18 protein-coding genes and 1 pseudogene are annotated in these 24968 nt (G+C 60.3%); 13 read left to right on the forward strand and 6 right to left on the reverse strand.

Features of this window, described 5'->3' with window-relative positions; all coding sequences use genetic code 11:
- Positions 1 to 47 precede the first annotated feature (47 nt).
- Entirely contained in the window at positions 48 to 1454 is a 1407-nt protein-coding gene (glnA, locus tag HYI44_RS09470) for a type I glutamate--ammonia ligase (RefSeq protein ID WP_045061991.1), read from the reverse strand.
- 332 nt (positions 1455 to 1786) lie between these two features.
- Between glnA and thiI the strand changes: the two genes are divergently transcribed.
- Both thiI and typA read left to right on the forward strand, forming a co-directional pair.
- Positions 1787 to 3241, forward strand: a complete 1455-nt coding sequence (gene thiI, locus HYI44_RS09475; protein WP_122841445.1) for a tRNA uracil 4-sulfurtransferase ThiI — start codon at positions 1787 to 1789, stop codon at positions 3239 to 3241.
- A gap of 139 nt (positions 3242 to 3380) precedes the next feature.
- Positions 3381 to 5201, forward strand: a complete 1821-nt coding sequence (typA, locus tag HYI44_RS09480; protein WP_122841446.1) for a translational GTPase TypA — start codon at positions 3381 to 3383, stop codon at positions 5199 to 5201.
- 197 nt (positions 5202 to 5398) lie between these two features.
- On the opposite strand, the gene HYI44_RS09485 is transcribed toward typA, so the two are convergent.
- The gene (locus HYI44_RS09485; protein WP_045062033.1) at positions 5399 to 5839 is read right to left on the reverse strand and encodes a YkgJ family cysteine cluster protein; all 441 of its coding nucleotides are present in this window, start codon (positions 5837 to 5839) and stop codon (positions 5399 to 5401) included.
- A gap of 259 nt (positions 5840 to 6098) precedes the next feature.
- Between HYI44_RS09485 and HYI44_RS09490 the strand changes: the two genes are divergently transcribed.
- From HYI44_RS09490 to HYI44_RS09510, 5 genes are all read left to right on the forward strand, one after another.
- A complete protein-coding gene (locus tag HYI44_RS09490; protein WP_122841447.1) occupies positions 6099 to 8549 on the forward strand; it encodes a glycogen/starch/alpha-glucan phosphorylase in 2451 nt (816 codons plus the stop codon).
- Between the two features lie 162 nt (positions 8550 to 8711).
- Positions 8712 to 11927 (forward strand): DUF2339 domain-containing protein, encoded by a 3216-nt coding sequence (locus HYI44_RS09495; RefSeq protein ID WP_225569282.1) that lies wholly within the window; start codon positions 8712 to 8714, stop codon positions 11925 to 11927.
- The gene (locus HYI44_RS09500) at positions 11924 to 13297 is read left to right on the forward strand and encodes a DUF3999 domain-containing protein (protein ID WP_225569283.1); all 1374 of its coding nucleotides are present in this window, start codon (positions 11924 to 11926) and stop codon (positions 13295 to 13297) included. Before HYI44_RS09495 ends, HYI44_RS09500 begins: the two co-directional genes overlap by 4 nt.
- A 193-nt stretch (positions 13298 to 13490) precedes the next feature.
- Entirely contained in the window at positions 13491 to 14501 is a 1011-nt protein-coding gene (locus tag HYI44_RS09505) for a class 1 fructose-bisphosphatase (protein WP_122841450.1), read from the forward strand.
- 2 nt (positions 14502 to 14503) lie between these two features.
- Positions 14504 to 15106: a DUF924 family protein gene (locus HYI44_RS09510; protein WP_122841451.1), complete on the forward strand. Its 603-nt coding sequence runs from the start codon at positions 14504 to 14506 to the stop codon at positions 15104 to 15106.
- 116 nt (positions 15107 to 15222) lie between these two features.
- Here the strand turns inward: HYI44_RS09510 and HYI44_RS29540 are convergent, their stop codons facing one another.
- The 3 genes and pseudogenes from HYI44_RS29540 to HYI44_RS09520 all read right to left on the reverse strand — a co-directional run bounded on the left by HYI44_RS29540 (position 15223) and on the right by HYI44_RS09520 (position 17422).
- A complete protein-coding gene (locus tag HYI44_RS29540) occupies positions 15223 to 15987 on the reverse strand; it encodes a methyl-accepting chemotaxis protein (protein ID WP_412548479.1) in 765 nt (254 codons plus the stop codon).
- 93 nt (positions 15988 to 16080) lie between these two features.
- Positions 16081 to 17115: pseudogene (locus HYI44_RS29545) on the reverse strand (cache domain-containing protein); the annotation flags it as partial.
- 154 nt (positions 17116 to 17269) lie between these two features.
- The gene (locus HYI44_RS09520; RefSeq protein WP_225569285.1) at positions 17270 to 17422 is read right to left on the reverse strand and encodes a hypothetical protein; all 153 of its coding nucleotides are present in this window, start codon (positions 17420 to 17422) and stop codon (positions 17270 to 17272) included.
- 30 nt (positions 17423 to 17452) lie between these two features.
- Between HYI44_RS09520 and HYI44_RS09525 the strand changes: the two genes are divergently transcribed.
- Positions 17453 to 17707, forward strand: a complete 255-nt coding sequence (locus HYI44_RS09525; protein WP_225569287.1) for an outer membrane protein assembly factor BamE — start codon at positions 17453 to 17455, stop codon at positions 17705 to 17707.
- 31 nt (positions 17708 to 17738) lie between these two features.
- The gene (locus HYI44_RS09530; protein WP_122841454.1) at positions 17739 to 18308 is read left to right on the forward strand and encodes a lipocalin family protein; all 570 of its coding nucleotides are present in this window, start codon (positions 17739 to 17741) and stop codon (positions 18306 to 18308) included.
- 122 nt (positions 18309 to 18430) lie between these two features.
- Here the strand turns inward: HYI44_RS09530 and HYI44_RS09535 are convergent, their stop codons facing one another.
- Entirely contained in the window at positions 18431 to 19795 is a 1365-nt protein-coding gene (locus HYI44_RS09535; RefSeq protein ID WP_225569288.1) for a formimidoylglutamate deiminase, read from the reverse strand.
- Positions 19796 to 19941: 146 nt separating this feature from the next.
- Between HYI44_RS09535 and hutC the strand changes: the two genes are divergently transcribed.
- From hutC to HYI44_RS09555, 4 genes are all read left to right on the forward strand, one after another.
- Entirely contained in the window at positions 19942 to 20652 is a 711-nt protein-coding gene (gene hutC, locus HYI44_RS09540; protein WP_172435301.1) for a histidine utilization repressor, read from the forward strand.
- Positions 20649 to 21215, forward strand: coding sequence for a HutD family protein (locus HYI44_RS09545; protein ID WP_225569289.1), 567 nt, complete (start codon positions 20649 to 20651; stop codon positions 21213 to 21215). Before hutC ends, HYI44_RS09545 begins: the two co-directional genes overlap by 4 nt.
- Before the next feature lie 411 nt (positions 21216 to 21626).
- The gene (gene hutU / locus HYI44_RS09550) at positions 21627 to 23309 is read left to right on the forward strand and encodes a urocanate hydratase (protein ID WP_045061978.1); all 1683 of its coding nucleotides are present in this window, start codon (positions 21627 to 21629) and stop codon (positions 23307 to 23309) included.
- Positions 23310 to 23474: 165 nt separating this feature from the next.
- The gene (locus HYI44_RS09555; RefSeq protein WP_122841457.1) at positions 23475 to 24947 is read left to right on the forward strand and encodes a purine-cytosine permease family protein; all 1473 of its coding nucleotides are present in this window, start codon (positions 23475 to 23477) and stop codon (positions 24945 to 24947) included.
- The last annotated feature ends 21 nt before the right edge of the window (positions 24948 to 24968 follow it).

Here is a 24968-nt window from a genome sequence, read left to right on the forward strand (position 1 = left end):
CGAAGGAGGCCTCTTTTTGTCACGCCGCGAGTGCTGGCGCTACCGGATCAGCAGCTGTAGTACAGCTCGTATTCCAGTGGGTGTACGAAGGTGCGGACCTTGATTTCTTCTTCGCTTTTCAAAGCGATGTAAGCGTCGATGAAGTCGTCGGAGAACACGCCGCCTTTGGTCAGGAACGCGCGACCTTTGTCCAGCTCTTCCAGGGCTTCTTTCAGGCTGCCGCAAACTTGTGGGATCTCTTTGGCCTCTTCAGGCGGCAGGTCGTACAGGTTTTTGTCAGCTGCGTCGCCAGGGTGGATCTTGTTCTGGATGCCGTCCAGGCCAGCCATCAGCAGTGCAGCGAAGCCCAGGTACGGGTTGGCTGCTGGATCCGGGAAGCGGGCTTCGATACGGCGAGCGCGCGGGCTCGACACGTAAGGAATACGGATCGAAGCGGAACGGTTGCGAGCCGAGTAGGCCAGCATGACCGGTGCTTCGAAACCTGGGACCAGACGCTTGTAGGAGTTGGTCGACGGGTTGGTGAAGCCGTTCAGGGCCTTACCGTGCTTGATGATGCCGCCGATGAAGTACAGGGCGGTGTCGGACAGGCCGGCATAGCCTTCACCTGCGAAGGTGTTCTTGCCATCTTTGGCGATGGACAGGTGAACGTGCATACCCGAGCCGTTATCGCCGTACAGTGGCTTAGGCATGAAGGTCGCGGTGCGGCCGTAGGCGACAGCAACGTTGTGTACGCAGTATTTCAGGGTCTGAACTTCGTCAGCCTTGGCTACCAGGGTGTTGAACTTCACACCGATTTCGTTCTGGCCGGCAGTCGCCACTTCGTGGTGGTGAACTTCGATGGTCAGGCCCATTTCTTCCATGGCGTTGCACATGGAGGTACGGATTTCGTGGTCATGGTCGAACGGTGGAACCGGGAAGTAGCCGCCTTTGATACCTGGACGGTGGCCATGGTTGCCGCCTTCGATGTCCTGGTCGGACATCCACGAACCTTGTTCGGAGTAAATCTTGAACATCGAGCCGGAGATGTCGGACTTGAACTTCACTTGGTCGAAGATGAAGAATTCTGGCTCCGGGCCAACGAATACGGTGTCGCCGATACCGGTCGACTTCAGGTATTCCTCGGCGCGGTGGGCGATGGCGCGCGGGTCGCGGTCATAGCCTTGCATGGTCGACGGGTCGATCACGTTGCAGACCAGGATCAGCGTTGGGTCTTCGGTGAACGGGTCGAGAACGGCCGTGCTGTCGTCTGGCAGCAGGATCATGTCGGAGGCTTCGATGCCTTTCCAGCCAGCGATGGAGGAACCGTCGAACATTTTGCCTTCTTCGAAGAAAGCTTCATCCAGCGCGTCGCGAGCCGGCATGGTCACGTGGTGCTGAGTGCCTTTGGTGTCTGTGAAGCGCAGATCAATCCACTTGACGTCATGATCTTTGATGAGTTGAACCGACTTCGACATAGTGTCCTCCGGGTGGCTTCGGGCTTTGGTAGTGGATGGCCCTTGGAATGTGGGTGATGCCGGCGCGAATACTCTGCCAAGGCAACCTGCCTCACAAGGGAGCAAATTGCATGCCAGTGCCCCAGCATGGGTTTTTCGCCCCATATTCACGCTTATATAGATGTATGGCGTTCATAAGCGGCAAAACTCGCCCCTTTATGTGGCGCATAATCACACAAATGACCCGTTTTGGTGCGCGGCAAAGGTTCTGCATATTAACTGGTTAAACCTTGAGCAATTTCCGCTATAATCCGCGCCCCCCTTTTTCGGCTGGCCCAGCGCGCGCTGTTTTCATGAAACTAATCGTAAAAGTCTTCCCCGAGATCACCATCAAGAGCCGCCCGGTACGGATGCGTTTCATCCGCCAGTTGGCCAAGAACATCCGCACCGTGCTCCGCGACCTGGACCCGGCCGTGGTGGTGAACGGTGTGTGGGACAATCTCGAGCTGGAAACCCGCGTGAGCGAGCCCAAGGCCCTGAAGGAGATGACCGAGCGCCTGAGCTGCATGCCGGGCATTGCGCATTTCCTGCAGGTCGACGAGTACCCATTGGGTGACTTCGACGACATCGTCGCCAAGTGCAAGCTGCACTTTGGTGATGCCCTGGCCGGGAAGATTTTTTCGGTGCGCTGCAAGCGCGCCGGCAAGCATGAATTCAGCTCCATGGATGTCGAGAAATACGTCGGCAGCCAGCTGCGTCGTCAGTGCGGCGCCGCCGGAATCTCGCTGAAAGAGCCGCAAATCGAAGTTCGTATCGAAATTCGCGACAAACGGTTGTTCGTGATTCACAACCAGCACAACAGCATCGGCGGTTATCCGCTGGGTGCCCTGGAGCAGACGCTTGTGCTGATGTCCGGTGGCTTCGATTCAACGGTGGCCGCCTACCAGATCATGCGCCGCGGGCTGATGAGCCATTTCTGCTTCTTCAACCTGGGCGGGCGGGCCCATGAATTGGGGGTGATGGAGGTCGCGCACTTCATCTGGAAGAAGTACGGCAGCTCCCAACGCGTGTTATTTGTCAGTGTGCCGTTCGAGGAAGTACTGGGAGAAATTCTCGGGAAAGTCGATAACAGTCATATGGGCGTAGTTTTGAAGCGTATGATGTTGCGCGCTGCTTCCCGTATTGCCGATCGGCTGGAGATCGAGGCGCTGGTCACCGGTGAAGCGATTTCCCAGGTGTCGAGCCAGACGCTGCCGAACCTGTCCGTGATCGACTGCGTGACTGACAAGCTGGTCTTGCGACCGCTGATCGCCAGCCACAAGCAGGACATCATCGATCTGGCCAACGAAATCGGTACGGCCGATTTTGCCAAGCACATGCCGGAATATTGCGGGGTCATCTCGGTGAACCCCAAGACCCACGCCAAGCGTCCGCGCGTGGAGCACGAAGAGAAAGAATTCGACATGGCGGTTCTCGAGCGTGCGCTTGAGAACGCCAAGCTGGTACCGATCGATCGCGTGATCGACGAATTGGGCCAGGACTTGCAAATCGAAGAAGTCGGCGAAGCACTGGCAGGTCAGATCGTTATCGACATCCGTCATCCGGATGCCGCTGAAGACGAGCCGCTGGACCTCGCGGGCATTGAGGTACAAACGATGCCGTTTTATGCATTGAACGCTCGTTTCAAGGAACTGGACCCTACTCGCCAGTACCTGCTGTATTGCGACAAAGGCGTGATGAGTCGCCTGCATGCCCACCATTTGCTCAGTGAGGGGCATGCCAATGTGCGCGTTTATCGACCGAGCTAAGAGCCCGGGGCTGTTTGCCTGTGGCCTGCGTCACCGGCCCCCCGACTCTGCCGTCAAGCTGTAACGGCAAGGCCTGACTCTACTGTTAATCGCTGCCAAGACTTGTCAGCACACCGAATCCTCTGATCGAGATACACAAGTGATCGAAAATCTACGCAACATCGCCATCATTGCTCACGTTGACCATGGTAAAACCACCCTGGTAGACAAACTCTTGCGTCAATCCGGCACCCTGGAGCGCAACGAGCTCAACGACGAGCGCGTGATGGACTCCAACGACCAGGAGAAAGAGCGCGGTATTACCATTCTGGCGAAAAACACCGCCATCAACTGGAACGGCTACCACATCAACATCGTGGACACCCCGGGCCACGCCGACTTCGGCGGCGAAGTTGAACGCGTAATGTCGATGGTTGACTCCGTTCTGCTGCTGGTTGACGCTCAAGACGGCCCTATGCCGCAAACCCGTTTCGTGACCAAGAAGGCTTTCGAAGCCGGCCTGCGTCCGATCGTGGTCATCAACAAGGTTGACCGTCCAGGCGCGCGTCCGGACTGGGTTCTGGACCAGATCTTCGACCTGTTCGACAACCTCGGTGCCACCGAAGAACAGCTGGACTTCAAAGTCGTCTACGCCTCGGCCCTGAACGGCATTGCCGGTCTGGATCACACCGACATGGCTGAAGACATGACTCCGCTGTACCAGTCGATCGTCGACAACGTACCAGCACCGAAAGTTGACCGTGACGGCCCGTTCCAGATGCAAATCTCGGCACTGGACTACAACAGCTTCCTGGGCATTATCGGCGTTGGCCGTATCGCTCGTGGTCGCGTCAAGCCGAACACCCAGGTTGTTGCGATCGACGCTGACGGCAAGCGCCGTAACGGCCGTATCCTGAAACTGATGGGTCACCACGGTCTGCACCGCATTGACGTTGAAGAAGCAGCTGCCGGCGACATCGTCTGCATCAGCGGCTTCGAGTCGCTGTTCATCTCCGACACCCTGTGCGACCCACAGAACGTTGAAGCGATGAAGCCGCTGACCGTTGATGAACCAACCGTTTCGATGACCTTCCAGGTTAACGACTCGCCGTTCTGCGGCCGTGAAGGCAAGTTCGTCACCAGCCGTAACATCAAAGAACGTCTGGACAAGGAACTGCTCTACAACGTTGCCCTGCGCGTTGAAGAAGGCGACACCGCCGACAAGTTCAAGGTCTCCGGCCGTGGTGAGCTGCACTTGTCCGTACTGATCGAAACCATGCGTCGCGAAGGCTTCGAAATGGGTGTTGGTCGTCCGGAAGTGATCATCCGCATGGTTGACGGCGTGAAGCACGAACCGTACGAAAACGTGACCATCGACCTGCCGGAAGAATCGCAAGGTTCGATCATGGAGCAGATCGGTATCCGTAAAGGCGACCTGACCAACATGGTTCCGGATGGCAAGGGCCGTGTGCGCCTTGAGTACAACATCCCGGCACGTGGCCTGATCGGTTTCCGTAACGAGTTCCTGACCCTGACCTCCGGTGCAGGCATCCTGACCTCGATCTTCGACCGTTACGACGTGATGAAGTCCGGCGACATGTCCGGCCGTCAGAACGGCGTGCTGGTTTCGGTTGCTACCGGTAAGGCTCTGACTTACTCGCTGGAAACCCTGCAAGCTCGCGGCAAACTGTTCCTGGGTCACGGTGAAGACGTGTACGAAGGTCAAATCGTCGGCATCAACAGCCGCGACAACGACCTGGGCGTCAACCCAACCAAAGGCAAGAAGCTCGACAACATGCGTGCTTCGGGTAAAGACGAAACCATCGCTCTGGTTCCGCCTATCCGTTTCACCCTGGAACAAGCTCTGGAATTCGTTCAAGAAGACGAATTGTGCGAAGTCACTCCTAAGTCCATCCGTCTTCGTAAGAAGATCCTGGGCGAAAGCGAGCGTACCCGCGCTGCCAAGAAGTCCGGTAACTAAGTTATTTAGTTAGCAGACAAAAAAACGCCCCCGATCGCAAGGTCGGGGGCGTTTTTGTTTGTCTGGGATTTCGATGTTGTCAGGGCCGATGCCATCGCTGGCAAGCCAGCTCCCACAGTGTTCAGCGTCAAACACCGCAATTACTGTGGGAGCTGGCTTGCCAGCGATGAGGCCCGGTCAGTCAGCGAGACTCTGGATCAGAACTTCTCAAGGGTACGCCGCGAGCTGCTGGTCTCGCGCACCACTTCCTTGGGCTTGTAAGCGCAATACCCTGGCCGCGGCCCGATCTTGGGGTGATTGCGGCAAGTATCCGGGCGCTTTTCATAAATAGTGCACAGACGGCTCTTACGATCCAGGTACAGGCAATCGTTGTTGCTCATGCGCTGAAGGGTGAAGATCTCGGTCTTCTGGCTGTAACGCTCTACGATCCCTTCCTTCTGCAGACGCTTGGCAATGTTTTTCGCCGGCTCGCCGCGCTCGAATTCGTCGACGATGCCGATCCGGATCAGGTCCTTGATCTTGACCTCGACCGGCAGGGTGCAGCAGCTGGACACACAAGAGCCGCACATCGGTGCAGAATACTTGGCCCAGGTATCGAGGCGATCGATCTCCGCAGCGGCGATCAGGTTGGGTTTCATCATCGGTTGTTACCAGCGTGTGCATCAGGGCGCGCGATCATACCGGGACTGGTGGATTTTTGAACAACCTTTCGCCAGTTTTTTTCCTGCGCGGCTTATCGGCTTCGTTAATCCGGCACGGGCCCTGCATTCTTTCCGGCATACGACAAGGTAATGTCGACCTATCTCGCACTAACGGGAAAAACTGCCGAACCAGACTCTCCACGGCCTGTCAGACCGTCTAGGCTCAACTACTCCACGCTCGCTCGAGGTCTTATCGATGACTCAAGAACCACTTGTTCGCGAAGCAGAGGTGGCCGCATTCCGCGACGCCGTCTTGACCAAACTCACCTACGCGGTGGGCAAAGACCCGGATCACGCCTTCGACCACGACTGGTTCGAAGCCATTGCCCTGGCGGCGCGCGATCACATGGTCGAGCACTGGATGGATCACACCCGGCAGATCTACCGTAAAGGCCAGAAGCGCGTTTATTACCTCTCGCTGGAATTCCTCATCGGCCGTCTGCTCTATGACAGCCTGAGCAACCTCGGCCTGCTTGATGTTGCGCGCGAAGCGCTGACCGAGCTGGGTGTCGACCTTGAACGTATCCGCCTGCTGGAGCCTGACGCGGCGCTGGGTAACGGCGGCCTTGGGCGGCTGGCCGCGTGCTTCATGGAAAGCATGTCGACGCTCGGCATCGCCGGCCATGGCTACGGCATTCGTTACGAGCATGGTTTGTTCCGCCAGGCCATCGTGGATGGCTGGCAGCAGGAGCAAACCGAGCATTGGCTGGACTTCGGCAACCCGTGGGAGTTCGAGCGCCCGGAAGTGGTTTACCCGATCGGCTTTGGTGGCAGTGTCGAGACCGTCACTGACGAGAACGGCAAGACCAAGCAGGTCTGGACACCGGCAGAAACCGTTCGCGCCATTGCCTACGACACCCCGGTTGTCGGCTGGCGCGGGGCGAGCGTCAACACCCTGCGGTTGTGGCGCGCCCGCGCCATGGAAGATCTGCACCTGGAGCGCTTCAACGCCGGTGACCACCTGGGCGCCGTTGCCGAGGTTGCCCGGGCCGAAAGTATTTCCCGTGTGCTTTACCCGGCGGACAGCACCGAAGCCGGTCAGGAACTGCGTTTACGCCAGGAATACTTTTTCGTGGCTGCTTCCTTGCAGGACCTGCTGCGCCGCCACCGCAACATGCACACCTCGGTGCTGACCCTGGGTGACCACGCGGCGATCCAGCTCAACGATACGCACCCATCGATCGCCGTAGCCGAACTGATGCGCCAACTGGTCGACGTCTATGACGTGGCATGGGACGCCGCATGGCAGGTGACGGTCGATACGCTCTCGTACACCAACCACACGCTGCTGCCCGAGGCGCTGGAGACCTGGCCGGTCGGCCTGATGGAACGCATGCTGCCGCGACACATGCAGATCATCTACCTGATCAACGCCCAGCACATCGACTCGTTGCGGGCCAAGGGCATACACGACTTCGACGTGTTGCGCGCGGTGTCGCTGATCGAGGAAGACAATGGCCGCCGCGTGCGCATGGGCAACCTGGCGTTCCTCGGTTCCCATAGCGTCAATGGCGTGTCCGGCCTGCACACCCAGCTGATGCGCAAAACCGTGTTCTCCGAGCTGCACAAGCTGTACCCGGAGCGCATCAACAACAAGACCAACGGCATCACCTTCCGCCGCTGGCTCTACCAGGCCAACTCCGAGCTGACTTCAATGCTGGTGAATGCCCTGGGTCCGGACCTGCTGGACAACCCGGAAGAGCGCTTGCTCGAGCTTGAACCCTTCGCCGAGAAAGCCGCCTTCCGCAAGGCGTTCGCCGAGCAGCGCCTGCACAGCAAGAAGGCCCTGGCTTATATCATTCACGAGCGCCTGGGCATCGCCGTCAACCCGGCGGCGATGTTCGACGTGCAGGTCAAGCGGATCCACGAGTACAAACGCCAGCTGCTCAACCTGCTGCACACCGTGGCGCTTTATCAGGCGATTCGTGCCGAGCCGGAAATCGACTGGGTACCCCGGGTGAAAATTTTCGCCGGCAAGGCGGCTGCCAGTTATCACCAGGCCAAGTTGATCATCAAGCTGACCAACGACATCGCTCGTGTGGTCAACAACGACCCGACCGTGCGCGGTCTGCTCAAGGTGGTGTTCCTGCCCAACTACAACGTCAGCCTGGCGGAAAGCATTATTCCGGCGGCGGACTTGTCGGAGCAGATTTCCACGGCGGGCTTCGAGGCGTCGGGTACCAGCAACATGAAGTTCGGCCTGAACGGCGCGCTGACCATCGGTACCCTCGACGGTGCCAACGTGGAGATGTGCGAGCGCATCGGTGCCGAGCACATGTTCATCTTCGGCCTCAGTGCCCAGCAGGTTGAAGCGCGCAAGCAGAACCACGAGTTCAATGCGACGCCGGACATTGCAGCGTCCCATCGACTCAACGATGTGCTGCAGGCGATTCGCGGCGGGGTGTTCTCGCCGGATGATCCATCCCGTTACGCGGGCTTTATCGATTCGCTGATCGACTACGACCGCTTCCTGGTCTGCGCCGATTTCGACTCCTACTGGGACGCGCAGATGCGGGTCGAAGCGCATTGGCACGATTCCAACGAATGGTGGCGTTCGGCAGTGCTGAACACCTCGCGAATGGGCTGGTTCTCGTCCGACCGGACGATTCGCGAGTACGCCACTGATATCTGGAAAGCGTTGGAGTAAGTAGCCGCCCGGCTGGATATAATGGCGCCGGAAAGATCGCAGCCTTCGGCAGCTCCTACAGGGGGACGTATTCCTGTGTAGGCGCTGCCGAAGGCTGCGATCTTTTCGTGTCGGGCTGCGCTAATCTTCCCGGATTGGCCACTGCGCTTAGGGATATCGACCATGCAATGGATTTTCATGCTCATAGGGCTGGTGCTCGGCTGGGTGCTCGACGAGTCGTTCGGCGATGCGCTATTGGGTGCGTTGCTCGGCCTGGGTATCGGGCAGGCCATTCGTATCGGCCGTCTGGCCTTGCAAGCCACCGAGCAACAGTTGCAGCTACAGAAGGCGCAAGTCGACCTGCTGGCGCTGCAGCAACGTCTGGCTTCGCTCGAAACGTCCGGCACGAGGGCGCCGCAGGCACCGGAGCCTGCTCCTGAGTTCATGCTTGACGACATCCCTGTTGAAGCGCCCGAACTTGTCTGGGAGCTTCCACCCGAGCTCGAGCCGATTACCGTCGCAGCCTCTGAAGCGAGGCGTCCGCCGCCCGTCGATGCCTGGAGGGCCGAACCGGTCGCCCGCGAACCCCTGGAGCCAGCGATTCCACGCGGCCCCACCTTCATCGAACGGGCTATCGATGGTGCCCGTGCCTGGTTATTCGGCGGCAACACCGTGCTGCGGGTCGGCGTGGTGCTGTTGTTCCTCGGGCTGGCGTTCCTGCTGCGGTACGCCACCGAAGGCATGGTAGTGCCGATCGAGTTGCGGTACGCCGGGGTGGCGGCGGCTGCGTTGAGCCTGCTTGGGCTGGGTTGGTGGTTGCGCACGCGCAACAGTAACTATGCGCTGATACTCCAAGGCACCGGGATCGCGGTGCTGTACCTCACGGTGTTCGCCGCGATGCGCCTGCATCCGCTGCTGGACCCGACCGCGGCCCTGGGCCTGCTGGTGGCGGTGACAGTATTTTCCGCCATCCTCGCCATCAGGCAGGACTCCCTGGGCCTGGCCGCCGCTGCGGCACTGGGCGGTTTTGCTGCGCCACTGCTAACCTCGACCGGCGCCGGCAGCCACGTCGCGTTGTTCAGCTACTTCGCGCTGCTCAATGCCGGCATCCTCGCCATCGCCTGGTTCAAGGCCTGGCGGTTACTCAACGTGATCGGCTTTGTTGGCACCTTCGGCATTGGCTTCACCTGGGGCCTGCGTTCCTATACGCCGGAGCTGCTGTGGAGCACCGAGCCGTTCCTGATCCTGTTCTTCCTGATGTACCTGGCCATCGGCCTGCTGTTCGCCCGTCGCAAATTGCAGGAGATGAGCGACACTCCCGAGGACGACAGTCGCGATGCGCTGTTGCGCTGGTCGGCGCGCAAGGGCGATTACGTCGACGGCACCCTGCTCTTCGGCCCGCCGCTGGTGGGCTTTGGCCTGCAGTTTGTGCTGGTCCAGCATCTGGAGTTGGCCGCTGCGTTCAGTGCCCTGGCATTGGGCATGATCTACATGGGCCTGGCCCGCTGGCTGATGGGGGCCCGGGCGCTGTTGTTGGCGGAAACCTGTCTCGCCCTCGGGGTGATCTTCGCCAGCCTGGCGATTCCCCTGGGGCTGGATGCACGCTGGACGTCTGCGGCCTGGGCTATTGAGGGGGCCGGTATCCTCTGGCTTGGCCTGCGTCAGCAGCGAACATTGGCCCGCGCCTTTGCCTTGCTCTTGCAGCTGGGCTCGGCGCTGATGTTTCTCAGCGAGCTGCGATTCGGTGATAGCAGTTTGCTCCAAGGCGCAATGCTGGGCGCGTTGATGCTTGGCGCGGCGCTGTTGTTCAGCTTCCACCAATTGCGCACAGCCTCTGCTGCGCACACTGCACCTTGGGAACGTAAGGGGCTGCCGGTGCTCGCGTGCCTGGGCCTGATCTTCCTCTATCTGTTGGCGCCGCTGTTTTTCCTGACCCAGGGTACGGCGATCAGTTGGGCGTTGGCCGGCCTGGCGACCTTGGTTGTCGGCCTGCGCCTGCCGTCGCGCACGTTCCTGTTCACGGCATTTGCCGTCCAGTTGCTGGGTGGCGCGGGTTTCGCGCTGTCGGCTGCGGGATTTTTCGCTCAGTTCGCCAGCGAAGGTTTGCGTCCACTGGCGCACACCGGGTTCTGGACGCCAATGGCTTTGGGCCTGGCAGCGTTCGTCGGGGCCTGGTGCCTGCAGTTTGGCAACCCTGCAGCGAGGTTCGGTGCGTTCAGCCTGAAGCGGTTGTCCGACGTATTGCTGGTGTGGGGCGCGGGTTGGTGGGCGATCGCCTGGGGTATGGACATCCAGCGTTTCGCTGCAGTGGACCTGCAAGCGACATTGTTGCTGGCCGTCCTGGCGGTGAGCGTCGCGCTGTGGACGGTGCTCGCTCTGCGCCTGCAGTGGGCCTCGCTGGGGTTGCTCTGTCTCACGCTGATTCCTGCTGCCGCCCTGGTGCTGCTGGACGCGCTGCATGGCCGCTTTCATCCGGCTGCCGATTTTGGCTGGCTGGTGTGGATCGCGGTGTTCGCCGTGCATTTCATCACGCTGCGGCGACTGGCTGCGCGGGTGCCCGAGCGCGCACTCGGCATCGCCCACGTGCTCGGCTGCTGGCTGCTGATCGGCGTGCTGGCCCTGGAGTTGCGCTACGCCTTGCTGCTGTTGTCCGAGCAGTACAATGCCTGGCGCTGGCTGGGTTGGGCGATTCTGCCGAGCGTCTACCTGGTGCTGATGGCGGCGCCGCGCAGCTGGCCATGGCCGGTGGCGGCCTATCCCCGCGAGTACCGGGTCTATGCGGCCGCGCCACTGGCGCTGTTGATGCTTGGCTGGTTCTGGCTGGCGAACAGTGTCAGCGACGGTTCGGCCGACCCTTTGCCCTATGTACCGTTGATCAATCCGCTGGAGTTGGGCCTGTTGTTTGCGCTGTTCGGCGTATTCATCTGGGCGCGCAGTGCAGTGGCGCAACTGGCGCTGCGCAGCAACTATTTCAACCAGGCTGCGCAGATGATCGCAGGCGTCTCGCTGTTCGCCTTCTTCACCGTCCTGGTGATGCGCACCGCCCATCATTGGGCTGACGTGCCATTCCAGCTCGATGCATTGCTTGAATCCATGCGGGTGCAGGCCGGGCTGTCGATCGTCTGGACCTTGATGGCACTGAGCCTGATGATTGGTGGTCACCTGCGTCATCGGCGCGAGGTCTGGTTGATCGGCGCCGCGCTGATCGGTGTGGTGGTTGCCAAGTTGTTCTTTGTTGAGCTGAGCAACCGTGGCGGGTTGGCGCGGATTGTGTCGTTCATTGGGGTCGGGGTGTTGCTGCTGGTGGTGGGCTATTTCGCCCCGCTGCCGCCCAAGCGCGCCGAAGCTGCGGCGGAGGCGGATAAACCGGCCCCGCAAACCGAAGGAGTTTCGTCTTGAGTCAGAAGCTGAGCCTGGGTTGGTTGGGCGTTGTTGCGCTGGGCGTGACGCTGTCGGCCGGCGCCCAGGAAAAACCGGCAGACTTCAGCACCCAGGTGCCGTTGTCGATCAGCGGTGAGGGGCCGTGGTATCGCCTTGATCTACCGATGAGCGTGCAATTGAATGCACGCCAGACCGATCTCGCAGATGTACGGGTGTTCAATGCCGCAGGCGAGCCCCAGGCCTATGCCCTGGCTCGGGAATCGGCGCAGGCCAGCGAGAAGCCTGTGCTGACCGACGTTAAATGGTTCCCGCTGTACGCCTCCGCCGACTCCACTGAGCGCGCTCCGAGCGTGAAGGTGCGGTCGAGCGGTGACGGTACGCTGGTGGAAGTGCAACCAGCCGGTCAACTCGAGGCGGGCGAAGAAGTGCTGCGCGGCTGGTTGCTGGATGCCAGCGGGATCAAGGCGCCCCTGCAGCAGTTGATACTCGACTGGACCAGTGAGCGCGACGGCTTCCAGCGTTTCACCATTGAGGCCAGCGACGACTTGCAGCACTGGCAATCCTGGGGAGAAGGGCAGGTGGCTCGGCTGACCTTTGCCGACGAGCGGGTGGAGCAGCGTGAGGTGGGGTTGCCGGGGCAATCGGCGCGGTACCTGCGCCTGCTCTGGAACACGGCGCAGTCGGCGCCTGTCCTGACCTCGGCGCAACTGGAAAGCGCCAGCGGGCGCAGCTTGCCGCTGCCGTTGGTCTGGTCGCAGCCGATGGGCGCCAGCAGCGCCAAGGCTGGTGAGTACATCTGGCAGTTGCCGACGGGGCTGAACGTGGAGCGCATCCAGGTCGAGTTGGATCAGGCCAACAGCCTGGCGCCGGTGACGGTGTCCGGGCGTCGGGAAAGCAGCCTGCCGTGGCGGCCGTTGGGCAGCGGTTTGTTGTACCGCCTGACCCAGAATGGCCAGGATGTGGTGCAGAACGAGTTGCAGTTGGCCGGGCAGACCGTCCAGCAGTTGAAGCTGGTCGTCGACGAGCGCGGCGGTGGCTTGGGCGCGCAGGCGCCGACCCTGAAATTTGCCGTGCGCTCTACGCTGCTGGTGTTCCTGGCACGCGGGGAGGGGCCTTACACCCTGGCGCTTGGCAGTGCGACGGCGAAGGCGGCGAACCTGCCGTTGTCGACGCTGATCCCGGATTACAGCGCGCAAAAGTTGGCGGCGCTGGGCAAGGCATCCGTAGATGCCGGAGTGGTGGTGGCGCCGACGTCTACAGTGACTACTGCGGCCACCGCTGCCACCAACTGGAAGACATTCGGGCTGTGGGCGGTGTTGCTCTTGAGTGTGGTGTTTCTGGCGGCGATGGCGTTCAGCCTGTTGCGCAAACCGCCGGCGAATTCCTGAGAAGACTGACTTTCCGACAAAGAAATTCTCTAAACGGCCAACCTGTCCAAGCTCACATCCTTACCCGTTTCGAACTACGCTAAACCCCGCGCATGAACTCTATTGGGCATCTCACGTCTGATAGGAGGAAATGCGCCCCGACTCGCGTTAAACTGCGCGGGTTTCCAGCCCCCCCATTCCACCGGAGCCTTCCATGTCCCGCGTTACCCTGAGTCGCTATCTGATTGAGCAGACCCGCAGCAACAACACTCCTGCCGATCTGCGTTTCCTGATTGAAGTGGTGGCGCGCGCTTGTAAAGAAATCAGCCACGCCGTATCCAAAGGCGCCCTGGGTGGTGTTCTGGGCAGCATGGGCACTGAAAACGTCCAGGGCGAAGTGCAGAAGAAACTCGACGTGATCTCCAACGAGATCCTGCTCGAAGCCAACGAGTGGGGTGGTCACCTGGCCGGCATGGCGTCCGAGGAAATGGACAATGCCTACCAGATCCCGGGCAAATACCCGAAAGGCGCCTACCTGCTGGTATTCGACCCACTGGACGGTTCGTCCAACATCGATATCAACGCGCCAGTCGGCACCATCTTCTCGGTACTGCGTTGCCCAACTGAATACCTGAGCCAGAACGAAGCCCTGAACGAAAAGGCCTTCCTGCAGCCAGGTACCCAGCAGGTTGCTGCCGGTTACGCGATCTACGGCCCGCAAACCATGCTGGTGCTGACCCTGGGTGATGGCGTCAAGGGCTTTACCCTGGACCGTGAAATGGGCAGCTTTGTCCTGACCCACGAAGACATCACGATTCCTGAAAGCACCCAGGAATTCGCGATCAATGCCTCCAACCAGCGTCACTGGGAAGCTCCGGTACAGCGCTACGTTGGCGAACTGCTGGCTGGCGATGAGGGCCCGCTGAAAAAGAACTACAACATGCGCTGGGTTGCCGCGATGGTGGCCGATGTGCACCGTATCCTGACCCGTGGCGGCCTGTTCATGTACCCACGCGACAGCCGCGAGCCGTCGAAGCCGGGCAAATTGCGCCTGATGTATGAAGCCAACCCGATGTCGTTCCTGGTGGAACAGGCCGGCGGCGCTTCCACCGATGGTCACCAGCGCATTCTCGACATCCAGCCGGAAGGCCTGCACCAGCGCGTAGCGGTGTACCTGGGTTCGAAAGAAGAAGTCGCCCGCGTAACGGCTTACCACAAGGAATAAACATGACCGCGCCTTGGCAGCCGTTGCTCGAATGGTGGTTTGGCTCAGCCCAGGCCCCCAGCGATGTAGCGGCTGACAAGGGCAAGTTATGGTTCGGCAAGCACGACCGCCAGGACCTCGAGGCGCAGACGCGTTTCGGGGACTGGGTCGAGCAGGCGCTGGCCGGCGGATTGACTGACTGGGCGCAACGCCCCGACGGTTGGCTGGCCCTGGTGCTGTTGCTCGATCAGCTGCCACGCATGATCTATCGCGACTCTCCCAAAGCCTTTTGCGGTGACCTCAGGGCTCAAGCCTTGGTGGCCCAAGGCATTGCTGCGGATTTTGATCGGCAGTTGCAGCCGATTCAGCGGGTATTCATCTACCTGGTGTTTGAGCATTGCGAGAATCTGGCGGTGCAGAACGAGGCGGTTTCGCGGTACATCGATCTGGTTAACCAACAACCGGAGGGTGATCAGGCGTTGTTTACCGATTACCTGAATTACGCCGAGAAGCATCAGAAGGTGATTGCGCGGTTTGGGCGGTTTCCGCATCGCAATGCAGTGTTGGGAAGGGATTCGACGGCTGAAGAGTTGGCGTTTCTTTCGGGGCCTGGTTCAAGGTTCTAGATTTTCCTTGCGGCTGATGCCGTCATCGCCAGCAGGCTGGCTCCCACATTGGGTTTGTGTCGTTCACAATCCCCTGTGGGAGCCAGCCTGCTGGCGATGGGGCCCGTGAAAGCAGTTTAAATCCTGAAGCTACCCACCAACTGTTTAAGCCGCGCCGCCTGCTGCTCCAGATCCGAGCATGCCCGCAACGTCGACTGCAAGTTTTCCACACCTTCCTGATTCAGCATGTTGATCTCGGTAATGTCGACATTGATCGACTCCACGACCGCCGTCTGTTCCTCAGTGGCCGTCGCTACCGACTGGTTCATGCCATCGATCTCACCGATACGCTGGGTCACGCTACCCAGGCGCTCCCCGGCCTGGTTGGCGATGCCGACGCTGCTTTCGCTCTGACGCTGGCTATCGGTCATGGTGCTCACCGCTTCCCGGGCGCCGACCTGCAGTTCCTCGATCATCTTCTGTACCTGCTGCGCCGAGTCCTGGGTGCGGTGCGCCAGGTTACGTACCTCATCGGCGACCACGGCAAACCCACGCCCGGCTTCACCGGCACGTGCCGCTTCGATAGCTGCGTTCAGGGCCAGCAGATTGGTCTGCTGGGAGATGCTGGTGATCACTTCCAGAATCTGCCCGATGTTCACCGTGTTGCTGTTAAGCGTTTCGATGTTGCCGCAGGAGTCGCTGATCTTCGCCGACAGCTGTTGCATCGCGGCAATGGTCCTGTCGACCACCTGCTGGCCGTCTTCGGCCAGGGCCCGTGCATCGCTCGAATGTTGCGAGGCGAGGGCGGCATTCTGGGCGATTTCCTGGGCGGCGGCCCCCAATTCGTTGATCGCCGCAGCCACACTGCTGGTGCGCGATGCTTGCTGGTCGGAGTTGAACATCGACGAGTTCGAAGCTGCCACTACGCGCAGGGCGACTTCGTTGACCTGGCCGGTTGCGGACGCCACTTCAGTGATGGAAGTATGGATACGTTCCACGAAGCGGTTGAAAGAAGTGCCCAGCGCGCCGAATTCGTCATGACCGTGGATAGTCAGGCGCCGGGTCAGGTCGCCTTCACCTTCGGCGATGTCGTGCATGGCACGGCCCATGGTCAGCAGCGGTTGCATCAGGAAGCTGATGAGCATGCCCAGCAGCGCAATGATGATCACCACCGCAATCACCATGGCAATGATCGCCGAGGTGCGGAATTCGCTGAGCATCGCGAACGCGGTTTCCTGGTCGAGCACCAGTGCCACGTACCAGTCCGCCGAAGGCACACCGTTGACGTGAGTGAAGGAGATGAACTGGCTTTTACCGTCGATCTCGACCTCTTTCAGGCCCGGGCTCACGGTCGGTGCCCCATTGGGGTAGGCGTCGGCCAGGCTCTTGAGGACAAAGTTGCTGTCCGGATGGATCAGGATCTTGCCGTCGGCGCTGACGATAAACGCATGGCCGTGGCCACCGAAGTTCAGCGAGTTGATGATCGCGCTGACGCTGGACAGGTCGATGTCTGCACCGGCGACGCCAATCATCTGGCCCTGGCGTTGCACTGGCGTTGCCACCGTGATCACCAGTTTGCCTGAGGACGCTGCGATGTAGGGTTCAGTGACCACTGTTTGTTGTGCACTGTTGGCCGCTTTGTACCAGCCGCGGGCGCGGGGATCGTAGTCGGCGGCGCGATTGCCGGCCGGGACCGAGAACATCACGCCGTCGCTGCCGCCGAAATAGCTCAGCTGGAAATTGCTGGTATAGGCCGGCAGGTCGATAGCGCGCTTGAGGCTGGCGGGCGCTGAGCCGTCGATTGCAATCTGCTGGGACAGCGATTGCAGCAACTGAATGCGGCTTTCCAGCCAGGTCTGGATATTACTGGTGGTCAGGCTGCCCAGTTCCTGCATCGACGCTTCGGTACTGCTGCGCAGGGTCTGGCGCTGGCGGTAGTCGTTGAACAGGATGAAACAGGCGAATGCAACGGCCACCACGAGGGCGGCAGCCAGCAGGATCTTGTGGCTGAACTTCATGTTTCTGGTCATTAAGTGAGCTACCGCGGAGGGACTGGTGTGGTCGCGATTTGCTCGTGCGAGGGAGTTTGATAATCGCGTGTCGTTAATCGAACCGCGTTATCGTTGGCATCCATCGCGAGCAAGCTCGCTCCTACATGATGTGTCGACCGCACCGCGCCAAAGATTAGGCGTGCTGGTGCAAAATTGACGAAATGATAAATGGCGCGGCAAAGTCGCTGATTTTTCGGAACATGGCAGACGAGTGGCTCGACAAATAGCCTGCCGGCCGGGGAACCAGATTGGGGTTTTCTCTTCTAAGCTTCTGCTTGGCAGCCATGCCAACCCCCTTCGCCCCAGGAGCTACACCATGTCGCTGCGCTCTATCGCCCTGCTTTCGTTCTGCGTGCTGTTGGCCGCATGCAGCAAGGTCAATCAGGAAAACTATTCGAAGTTGTCCTCGGGCATGCCTAAGGCCGAGGTTGAATCCTTGCTGGGCAAGCCTACCGATTGCTCCGGCGCGCTCGGTATGTCCAGTTGCACCTGGGGCGACAAGAACAGCTTTATCAGCGTGCAGTACGCCGGTGACAAAGTGTTGATGTTTTCTGGCCAAGGCCTGAAGTAAACCGGGGCTTCGCGCCCACGGGAGAAAAACAATGAAGCGGTTATTATTTGTTCTTTTGGCCGGCCTGGTATTGGCCGGCTGCGCCACTTCTGGCGATGAGTCGCTGGCGCCGAAAACGGTCGACAGCGTCAACCTGAAGAAATATCAAGGCACTTGGTATGAGCTGGCGCGCCTGCCGATGTACTTCCAGCGCAACTGTGCGCAATCCGAAGCCCGTTACACCCTCAAGCCCGACGGTAATGTGCTGGTGCTGAACCGCTGCCTGACGGCGGATTGGCAATGGGAAGAGGCCAAAGGCACCGCCTGGCCACAAGTGCCAGGCAAGACCGACAAGCTGTGGGTCGAATTCGACAACTGGTTTTCGCGCTTGCTGCCGGGTGTAGCGAAGGGCAATTACTGGGTGCTGTACGTCAGCGACGACTACAAGACTGCCATTGTTGGCGATCCGAGCCGTCGTTACCTGTGGTTGCTGTCACGCAGCCCCACCGTCAACGGCGTAACGCGCGAAGAGCTGCTGAGCAAGGCACGACAGCAGGGGTACGACACCACGCGATTGATCTGGCGTGCTTCCGACAGGCAGATGGCGAAGACTTCGAACTAGCGGGCACCGAAGATCAAAACTGTGGGAGCGAGCCTGCTCGCTATAGCGGTCTGTCAGCCAATATCTCTGTTGGATATGACGGCCTCATCGCGAGCAGGCTCGCTCCCATATTTCGTTTTGCGTTAACCCAATAGATCGCGCAGGACTTGGGTGAACGCACGGCTGCTTTCTTCTTCGCCGGCATGGCGCCCGTCGCGCACGACCCACTGGCCATTGACCAGCACATCGCGCACCTGGCGATCGCCACCGGCAAACAGCCAGCGATTGAGAATGGCGTCACCGCTGGCTGTTGCCAGGTACGGATCGTTGCCATCGAGCACCAGCCAGTCCGCCCGCTTGCCGACTTCCAGTGCGCCAATTGGCTGACCCAGGGCCTGGGCGCCGCCATCCAGTGCCGCGTCATATAGCGTGCGGCCAACCATCGGTTGATCGGCGCCATACAGGCGGTTACGCCGCTGGTCACGCAGACGCTGACCGTATTCCAGCCAACGCAACTCCTCCACCACGCTCAATGACACGTGGCTGTCGGAACCGATCCCCAGGCGCCCGCCCCGGGCAAGGAAGTCCACCGCCGGGAAAATACCGTCGCCCAGATTGGCTTCAGTCGTCAGGCACAGGCCGGCAATGGCGCGACTCCTGGCCATCAACGTGACCTCTTCCAAGTTGGCGTGGGTCGCGTGGACCAGGCACCAGCGTTGGTCGACTTCGGTGTTGTCGTATAGCCATTGCAGTGGCCGACGACCGCTCCAGGCCAGGCAGTCATCGACTTCCTTCTGCTGCTCGGCAATATGAATGTGCACCGGGCATTGGGTGTCGCTGGCGGCCAGTACTTCGCTGATCTGCTGGGGCGTGACGGCGCGTAACGAGTGGAAACACAAACCCAGGGACTGCGCCGGCTGCCCGGCCAGGATCGGCTGCAGGCGCGACTGCAGCTTGAGGTAGTTCTCGGTGCTGTTGATAAAGCGCCGCTGACCCTCGTTCGGCGCCAGGCCGCCGAAGCCGGAATGGCTGTAGAGTACGGGCAACAACGTCAGGCCGATGCCGGCGGACGCCGCCGCCTGGCTGATACGCAGCGCCAGTTCTGCAGGATCGGCATAGGCCTGGCCGCTGGTGTCGTGATGCACGTAATGAAATTCGGCGACCGACGTATAGCCCGCCTTGAGCATCTCGATGTACAGCTGACGAGCGATGACGCCGAGCTGCTCCGGGCTGATTTTTCCGACGAGACGGTACATCAGGTCGCGCCAGGTCCAGAAACTGTCGTTCGGGTTGCCTGCCACTTCCGCCAGCCCGGCCATCGCCCGCTGGAATGCGTGGGAGTGCAGATTTGGCATGCCCGGCAGCAGCGGCCCCTTTATCCGTTCGGCGCCATCTGCTTGAGAATTGGCCTGGACATGGGTCAGCACGCCATCGGCGCTGACCTCAAGACGTACATCATTGGCCCATCCGTTAGGCAGCAGCGCGCGTTCGGCAAAGAAGGCGGACATGGTTCAGCACCCCATCGTGTGTTATTTGTATATACATATACAGACGTTTGCCTCGTCGGTAAACTCCGGCAAGCTAGCAATCTCATCCAGATGAACAAGGATTAACCGTGCCGACTCCGCCTGCTGTCTCTCCGTTGGCCGCGAACATGGGCGACAGTCCGGCGCCCCTGTACGCCCGCGTCAAACAGATGATCACCCAGCAAATCGACAGTGGTAACTGGCCGCCGCATTACCGCGTGCCGTCGGAAAGCGAACTGGTCAGCCAGCTGGGTTTCAGCCGCATGACCATCAACCGTGCCCTGCGCGAGATGACCGCCGACGGCCTGTTGGTGCGTATGCAGGGTGTGGGTACGTTCGTTGCCGAGCCGAAAAGCCAGTCGGCCTTGTTTGAAGTGCACAACATCGCCGACGAAATCGCCTCTCGCGGCCATCGTCACACCTGCAAGGTGATCACCCTGGAAGAAGAGGCTGCCGGCTCCGAGCGTGCACTGGCGCTGGATATGCGCGAAGGCCAGAAGGTATTTCACTCGCTGATCGTGCACTTCGAGAATGATATTCCGGTGCAGATCGAAGACCGTTTTGTTAACGCGCTGGTGGCCCCGGATTACCTCAAGCAGGACTTCACCCTGCAAACGCCGTACGCCTACCTGAACCAGGTCGCACCGCTGACCGAAGGCGAGCACGTGGTCGAGGCGATACTGGCTGAGGCCAGCGAATGCAAGTTGCTGCAAATTGAAAAGGGTGAGCCATGCCTGCTGATTCGTCGCCGGACCTGGTCGGGGCGTCAGCCGGTGACTGCCGCCCGGTTGATCCACCCCGGTTCCCGTCATCGTCTGGAAGGTCGGTTCCATAAATGAACATGAAGGTTTTACGCGCTAAAGATTACCCACGCATGCCGTGGAAAAACGGCGGTGGCAGCACTGAGGAAATTACCCGGGATTCGGGTACGGGCCTGGATGGTTTCGGCTGGCGCCTGTCGATTGCCGATATTGCCGAGTCGGGCGGTTTCTCGATGTTCGCCGGTTACGAGCGCGTGATCACCGTGCTGCAAGGCGAGGGCATGACCCTGCGCGTTGATGGCCAGGACACACGGCCATTGTTACCGCTGGACCCGTTTGCCTTTAGCGGCGAGAGCCAGGTGTCCTGTACGTTGCTCGACGGGCCGATCCGCGACTTCAACCTGATTTATGCGCCAGAGCGTTACAGCGCGCGGTTGCAGTGGCTGGATGGCGAACAGCGGTTTTTCAGTGCGGCCGGGACGTTGCTGGTGTTCAGCATTGCCGAAGCGCTGCAAGTGAAGGTTGGTAGCAGTGACGCGCAGTTGGGGCGCCATGATTGCCTGCAACTTGATGGGAATGCCGGTCTAATGGAAGTCTTCAGTAACGGGCCGTGCTGTGTGATCGAGCTGATCGCACGCTGATTCGCAATCCTTAAAAGATCGTCCGATCGCGGCCCGGGCCTTCGGACGATCTTTTGCTTTTCAACGTTCCAAATCGCGCACCACTTTGTTACCGAACGCCCCAGCGTGGCGCAAGTCCCGGTTGAAGTAACAAGCTATCCCTCTCTCGAAAAATCCTCGCGAAAAATTTCATCTTCCTCAAAGCCCTTGATCTACAGGCTCTGCGCCCCGTTCAGGATTTTTCTTGAACAGCCATCCAGCAAGTTGGCCGCTTGATTGCATATGCTTGTATGTACAAGTAAAGACGTATGCGTATGAGTCGATCAGGACTCCTCGCAGCGTCAACTGATTCGCTTGCGGCGCAACGACGCGCACAGGCTGGCTTGCCCACTGCCAGGGTTGGTTTGAATTGATCGCTGAGGAGTCTTTTTCGTGACTGACAACAAAACCACTAAGTTTCGTGACGTAGAAATCCGTGCCGCCCGCGGTAACAAGCTGACCGCCAAGAGCTGGCTGACCGAAGCGCCGCTGCGCATGTTGATGAATAACCTCGACCCGGAAGTTGCCGAGAACCCTAAAGAACTGGTGGTTTACGGTGGTATCGGGCGTGCGGCACGTAACTGGGAGTGCTACGACAAGATCGTCGAAAGCCTGACCAACCTGAACGACGACGAGACCCTGCTGGTGCAATCCGGCAAGCCGGTCGGCGTGTTCAAGACCCACAGCAACGCACCGCGGGTACTGATCGCCAACTCCAACCTGGTGCCCCACTGGGCGAGCTGGGAACACTTCAACGAACTCGACGCCAAAGGCCTGGCCATGTACGGCCAGATGACCGCCGGCAGCTGGATCTACATCGGCAGCCAGGGCATCGTCCAGGGCACCTACGAAACCTTCGTCGAAGCCGGTCGCCAACACTACAACGATGACCTCAAGGGGCGTTGGGTACTGACCGCAGGCTTGGGCGGCATGGGTGGCGCCCAGCCATTGGCGGCAACCCTGGCCGGCGCGTGCTCGCTGAACATCGAGTGCCAGCAGGTGAGCATCGATTTCCGCCTGAACAGCCGTTACGTCGACGAACAGGCCACTGACCTCGACGACGCGCTGGCGCGTATCGACAAATACACCAAGGAGGGCAAGGCCATTTCCATCGCCTTGCTGGGTAACGCGGCCGAGATCCTGCCGGAACTGGTCAAGCGCGGCGTGCGCCCGGACATGGTCACCGACCAGACCAGCGCCCACGATCCGCTCAATGGTTACCTGCCAGCCGGCTGGACCTGGGAAGAGTACCGCGCTCGCGCCAAGACCGAGCCTGCTGCGGTGGTCAAGGCTGCCAAGCAATCGATGGCCGTGCACGTCAAAGCGATGCTCGAGTTCCAGAAGCAAGGCATCCCGACCTTCGACTACGGCAACAACATCCGCCAGATGGCCCAGGAAGAGGGTGTGGAAAATGCCTTCGACTTCCCTGGCTTCGTACCGGCCTACATCCGTCCGCTGTTCTGCCGTGGCATTGGTCCGTTCCGTTGGGCGGCACTGTCGGGTAACGCTGAAGACATCTACAAGACCGACGCGAAAGTAAAAGAGCTGATCCCGGACGACGCCCACCTGCACAACTGGCTGGACATGGCGCGCGAGCGCATCAGCTTCCAGGGTCTGCCGGCACGTATCTGCTGGGTTGGCCTGGGCCTGCGCGCCAAGCTTGGCCTGGCGTTCAACGAAATGGTGCGCAGCGGTGAGCTGTCGGCACCGATCGTGATCGGTCGTGACCACCTGGATTCCGGCTCAGTTGCCAGCCCGAACCGCGAAACCGAATCGATGCAGGACGGTTCCGACGCCGTGTCCGACTGGCCACTGCTCAACGCTCTGCTGAACACCGCGAGCGGCGCGACCTGGGTTTCCCTGCACCACGGCGGCGGCGTCGGCATGGGCTTCTCCCAGCACTCGGGCATGGTGATTGTCTGCGACGGTACTGACGAGGCGGCTGAGCGAATTGCCCGCGTGCTGCACAACGACCCGGCAACCGGGGTCATGCGTCACGCCGATGCGGGGTACCAGATTGCGATCGACTGCGCCAAGGAGCAGGGGCTGAACCTGCCGATGATTACCGGTAAATAAAGTCGGCTTTGGCTTGAGCCAACCTGTAGGAGCTGCCGCAGGCTGCGATCTTTGGCGTCGTTACTGACGCCGCAGATCAAGATCAAAAGATCGCAGCCTCGTTTCACTCGGCAGCTCCTGTAGAGATCACAACAACACCGAATAACAATCCACAGAGGTTGAATCATGGCTGTTAACAACGATCGTGCAGGCAGTAAACCCTTGATCGAGAAGCGCTCGATCGATTACATCCCGGAAGCGGAAAGACACGGTCGTCTGTTGAGCCAGTTCACCCTGTGGATGGGTGCCAACCTGCAAATCACCGCGATTGTCACCGGGGCCCTGGCCGTGGTGCTGGGCGGTGATGTGTTCTGGTCGTTGATCGGTCTGTTGATCGGGCAATTGCTGGGCGGTGGGGTGATGGCATTGCATGCGGCGCAAGGGCCCAAGCTGGGCTTGCCGCAGATGATTTCCAGCCGGGTGCAGTTCGGCGTGTATGGCGCGGCGATCCCGATCGTGCTGGTGTGCCTGATGTACCTGGGCTTCACCGCCACCGGGACCGTGCTGTCCGGCCAGGCGCTGGGCCAGTTGTTTGGGGTCAGCGACAGCGTCGGCATCCTTATCTTCGCCAGTGTCATCGTGCTGGTCACGGTGCTCGGTTATCGGGTGATCCACTGGATTGGCCGTGTCGCCAGCGTCATCGGCGTGATTGCCTTTGTCTACCTGTTCTACCGTTTGATGAGCCAGACAGACGTCGGCGCACTCCTGCAAATTCGCCACTTCAGCTGGAGCAGCTTCCTGCTGGCGGTATCACTCGCAGCGTCTTGGCAGATCGCGTTCGGCCCGTACGTGGCTGACTATTCTCGCTACCTGCCAAGCAGCACGTCTTCGGTGAAAACCTTCTTCGCCGCCGGCGCGGGTTCGGTAATTGGCGCACAAGTGGCGATGATTCTCGGCGTGTTTGCCGCCGCTTCGGCCAATGGGCAGTTCGCCGGCCATGAAGTGGCCTACATTGTGGGCCTGGGCGGTACCGGTGCCACCGCTGCGTTGCTGTACTTCAGCATCGCATTCGGCAAGGTCACCATCTCCACGCTGAACTCCTATGGCAGCTTCATGTGCATCGCGACCATCATCAGCGGTTTTCGTGGTCACCTGCAGGTGTCGCGCTTGCAGCGGCTGGTGTTCGTGTTGGTCATCGTGGGTGCTGCGACCTTGATCGCGCTGCTCGGCCAGCACTCGTTCCTCGGTGCGTTCAAGTCCTTCATCCTGTTCCTGCTGGCGTTCTTCACGCCCTGGAGCGCGATCAACCTGGTGGACTACTACTGCATCACCCGCGAGCGTTATGACGTGCCGGCGCTGGCCGATCCGAATGGCCGCTACGGTCGCTGGAACGCCCTGGGTATCAGCATCTATGTGTTCGGTGTACTGGTGCAGCTGCCGTTCATCGCCACCAAGTTCTATACCGGTCCGCTGGTGGAAGCCATGGGCGGTGTGGATATTTCCTGGATCATCGGCCTGGTGCTGCCAGCCGCTCTATATTACGTGTGCGCCAAAAAATGGCATGGCACCGTACCCGATCAACTGATCCTGCCAGTCGAGCAGGACAGCGTTGCACCACCAAAAACCAGCGGGGCCGGTCGCGCTGCGGCGCAGGCCTGATTGGACGTGGACAGGGCTGGA

This window comes from Pseudomonas sp. Y24-6, assembly GCF_020295325.1.
Taxonomy (GTDB): Bacteria; Pseudomonadota; Gammaproteobacteria; order Pseudomonadales; family Pseudomonadaceae; genus Aquipseudomonas; species Aquipseudomonas gregormendelii.

Coding starts and splice junctions, on each gene's coding strand:
- glnA (WP_045061991.1), bottom strand. CDS start 1,454: ATGTCGAAGTCGGTTCAACTCATCAAAGATCATGACGTCAAGTGGATT.
- thiI (WP_122841445.1), top strand. CDS start 1,787: ATGAAACTAATCGTAAAAGTCTTCCCCGAGATCACCATCAAGAGCCGC.
- HYI44_RS09485 (WP_045062033.1), bottom strand. CDS start 5,839: ATGAAACCCAACCTGATCGCCGCTGCGGAGATCGATCGCCTCGATACC.
- HYI44_RS09490 (WP_122841447.1), top strand. CDS start 6,099: ATGACTCAAGAACCACTTGTTCGCGAAGCAGAGGTGGCCGCATTCCGC.
- HYI44_RS09495 (WP_225569282.1), top strand. CDS start 8,712: ATGCAATGGATTTTCATGCTCATAGGGCTGGTGCTCGGCTGGGTGCTC.
- HYI44_RS09505 (WP_122841450.1), top strand. CDS start 13,491: ATGTCCCGCGTTACCCTGAGTCGCTATCTGATTGAGCAGACCCGCAGC.
- HYI44_RS09510 (WP_122841451.1), top strand. CDS start 14,504: ATGACCGCGCCTTGGCAGCCGTTGCTCGAATGGTGGTTTGGCTCAGCC.
- HYI44_RS29540 (WP_412548479.1), bottom strand. CDS start 15,987: ATGTTCAACTCCGACCAGCAAGCATCGCGCACCAGCAGTGTGGCTGCG.
- HYI44_RS09520 (WP_225569285.1), bottom strand. CDS start 17,422: ATGGCTGCCAAGCAGAAGCTTAGAAGAGAAAACCCCAATCTGGTTCCC.
- HYI44_RS09525 (WP_225569287.1), top strand. CDS start 17,453: ATGTCGCTGCGCTCTATCGCCCTGCTTTCGTTCTGCGTGCTGTTGGCC.
- HYI44_RS09530 (WP_122841454.1), top strand. CDS start 17,739: ATGAAGCGGTTATTATTTGTTCTTTTGGCCGGCCTGGTATTGGCCGGC.
- HYI44_RS09535 (WP_225569288.1), bottom strand. CDS start 19,795: ATGTCCGCCTTCTTTGCCGAACGCGCGCTGCTGCCTAACGGATGGGCC.
- hutC (WP_172435301.1), top strand. CDS start 19,942: ATGGGCGACAGTCCGGCGCCCCTGTACGCCCGCGTCAAACAGATGATC.
- HYI44_RS09545 (WP_225569289.1), top strand. CDS start 20,649: ATGAACATGAAGGTTTTACGCGCTAAAGATTACCCACGCATGCCGTGG.
- HYI44_RS09555 (WP_122841457.1), top strand. CDS start 23,475: ATGGCTGTTAACAACGATCGTGCAGGCAGTAAACCCTTGATCGAGAAG.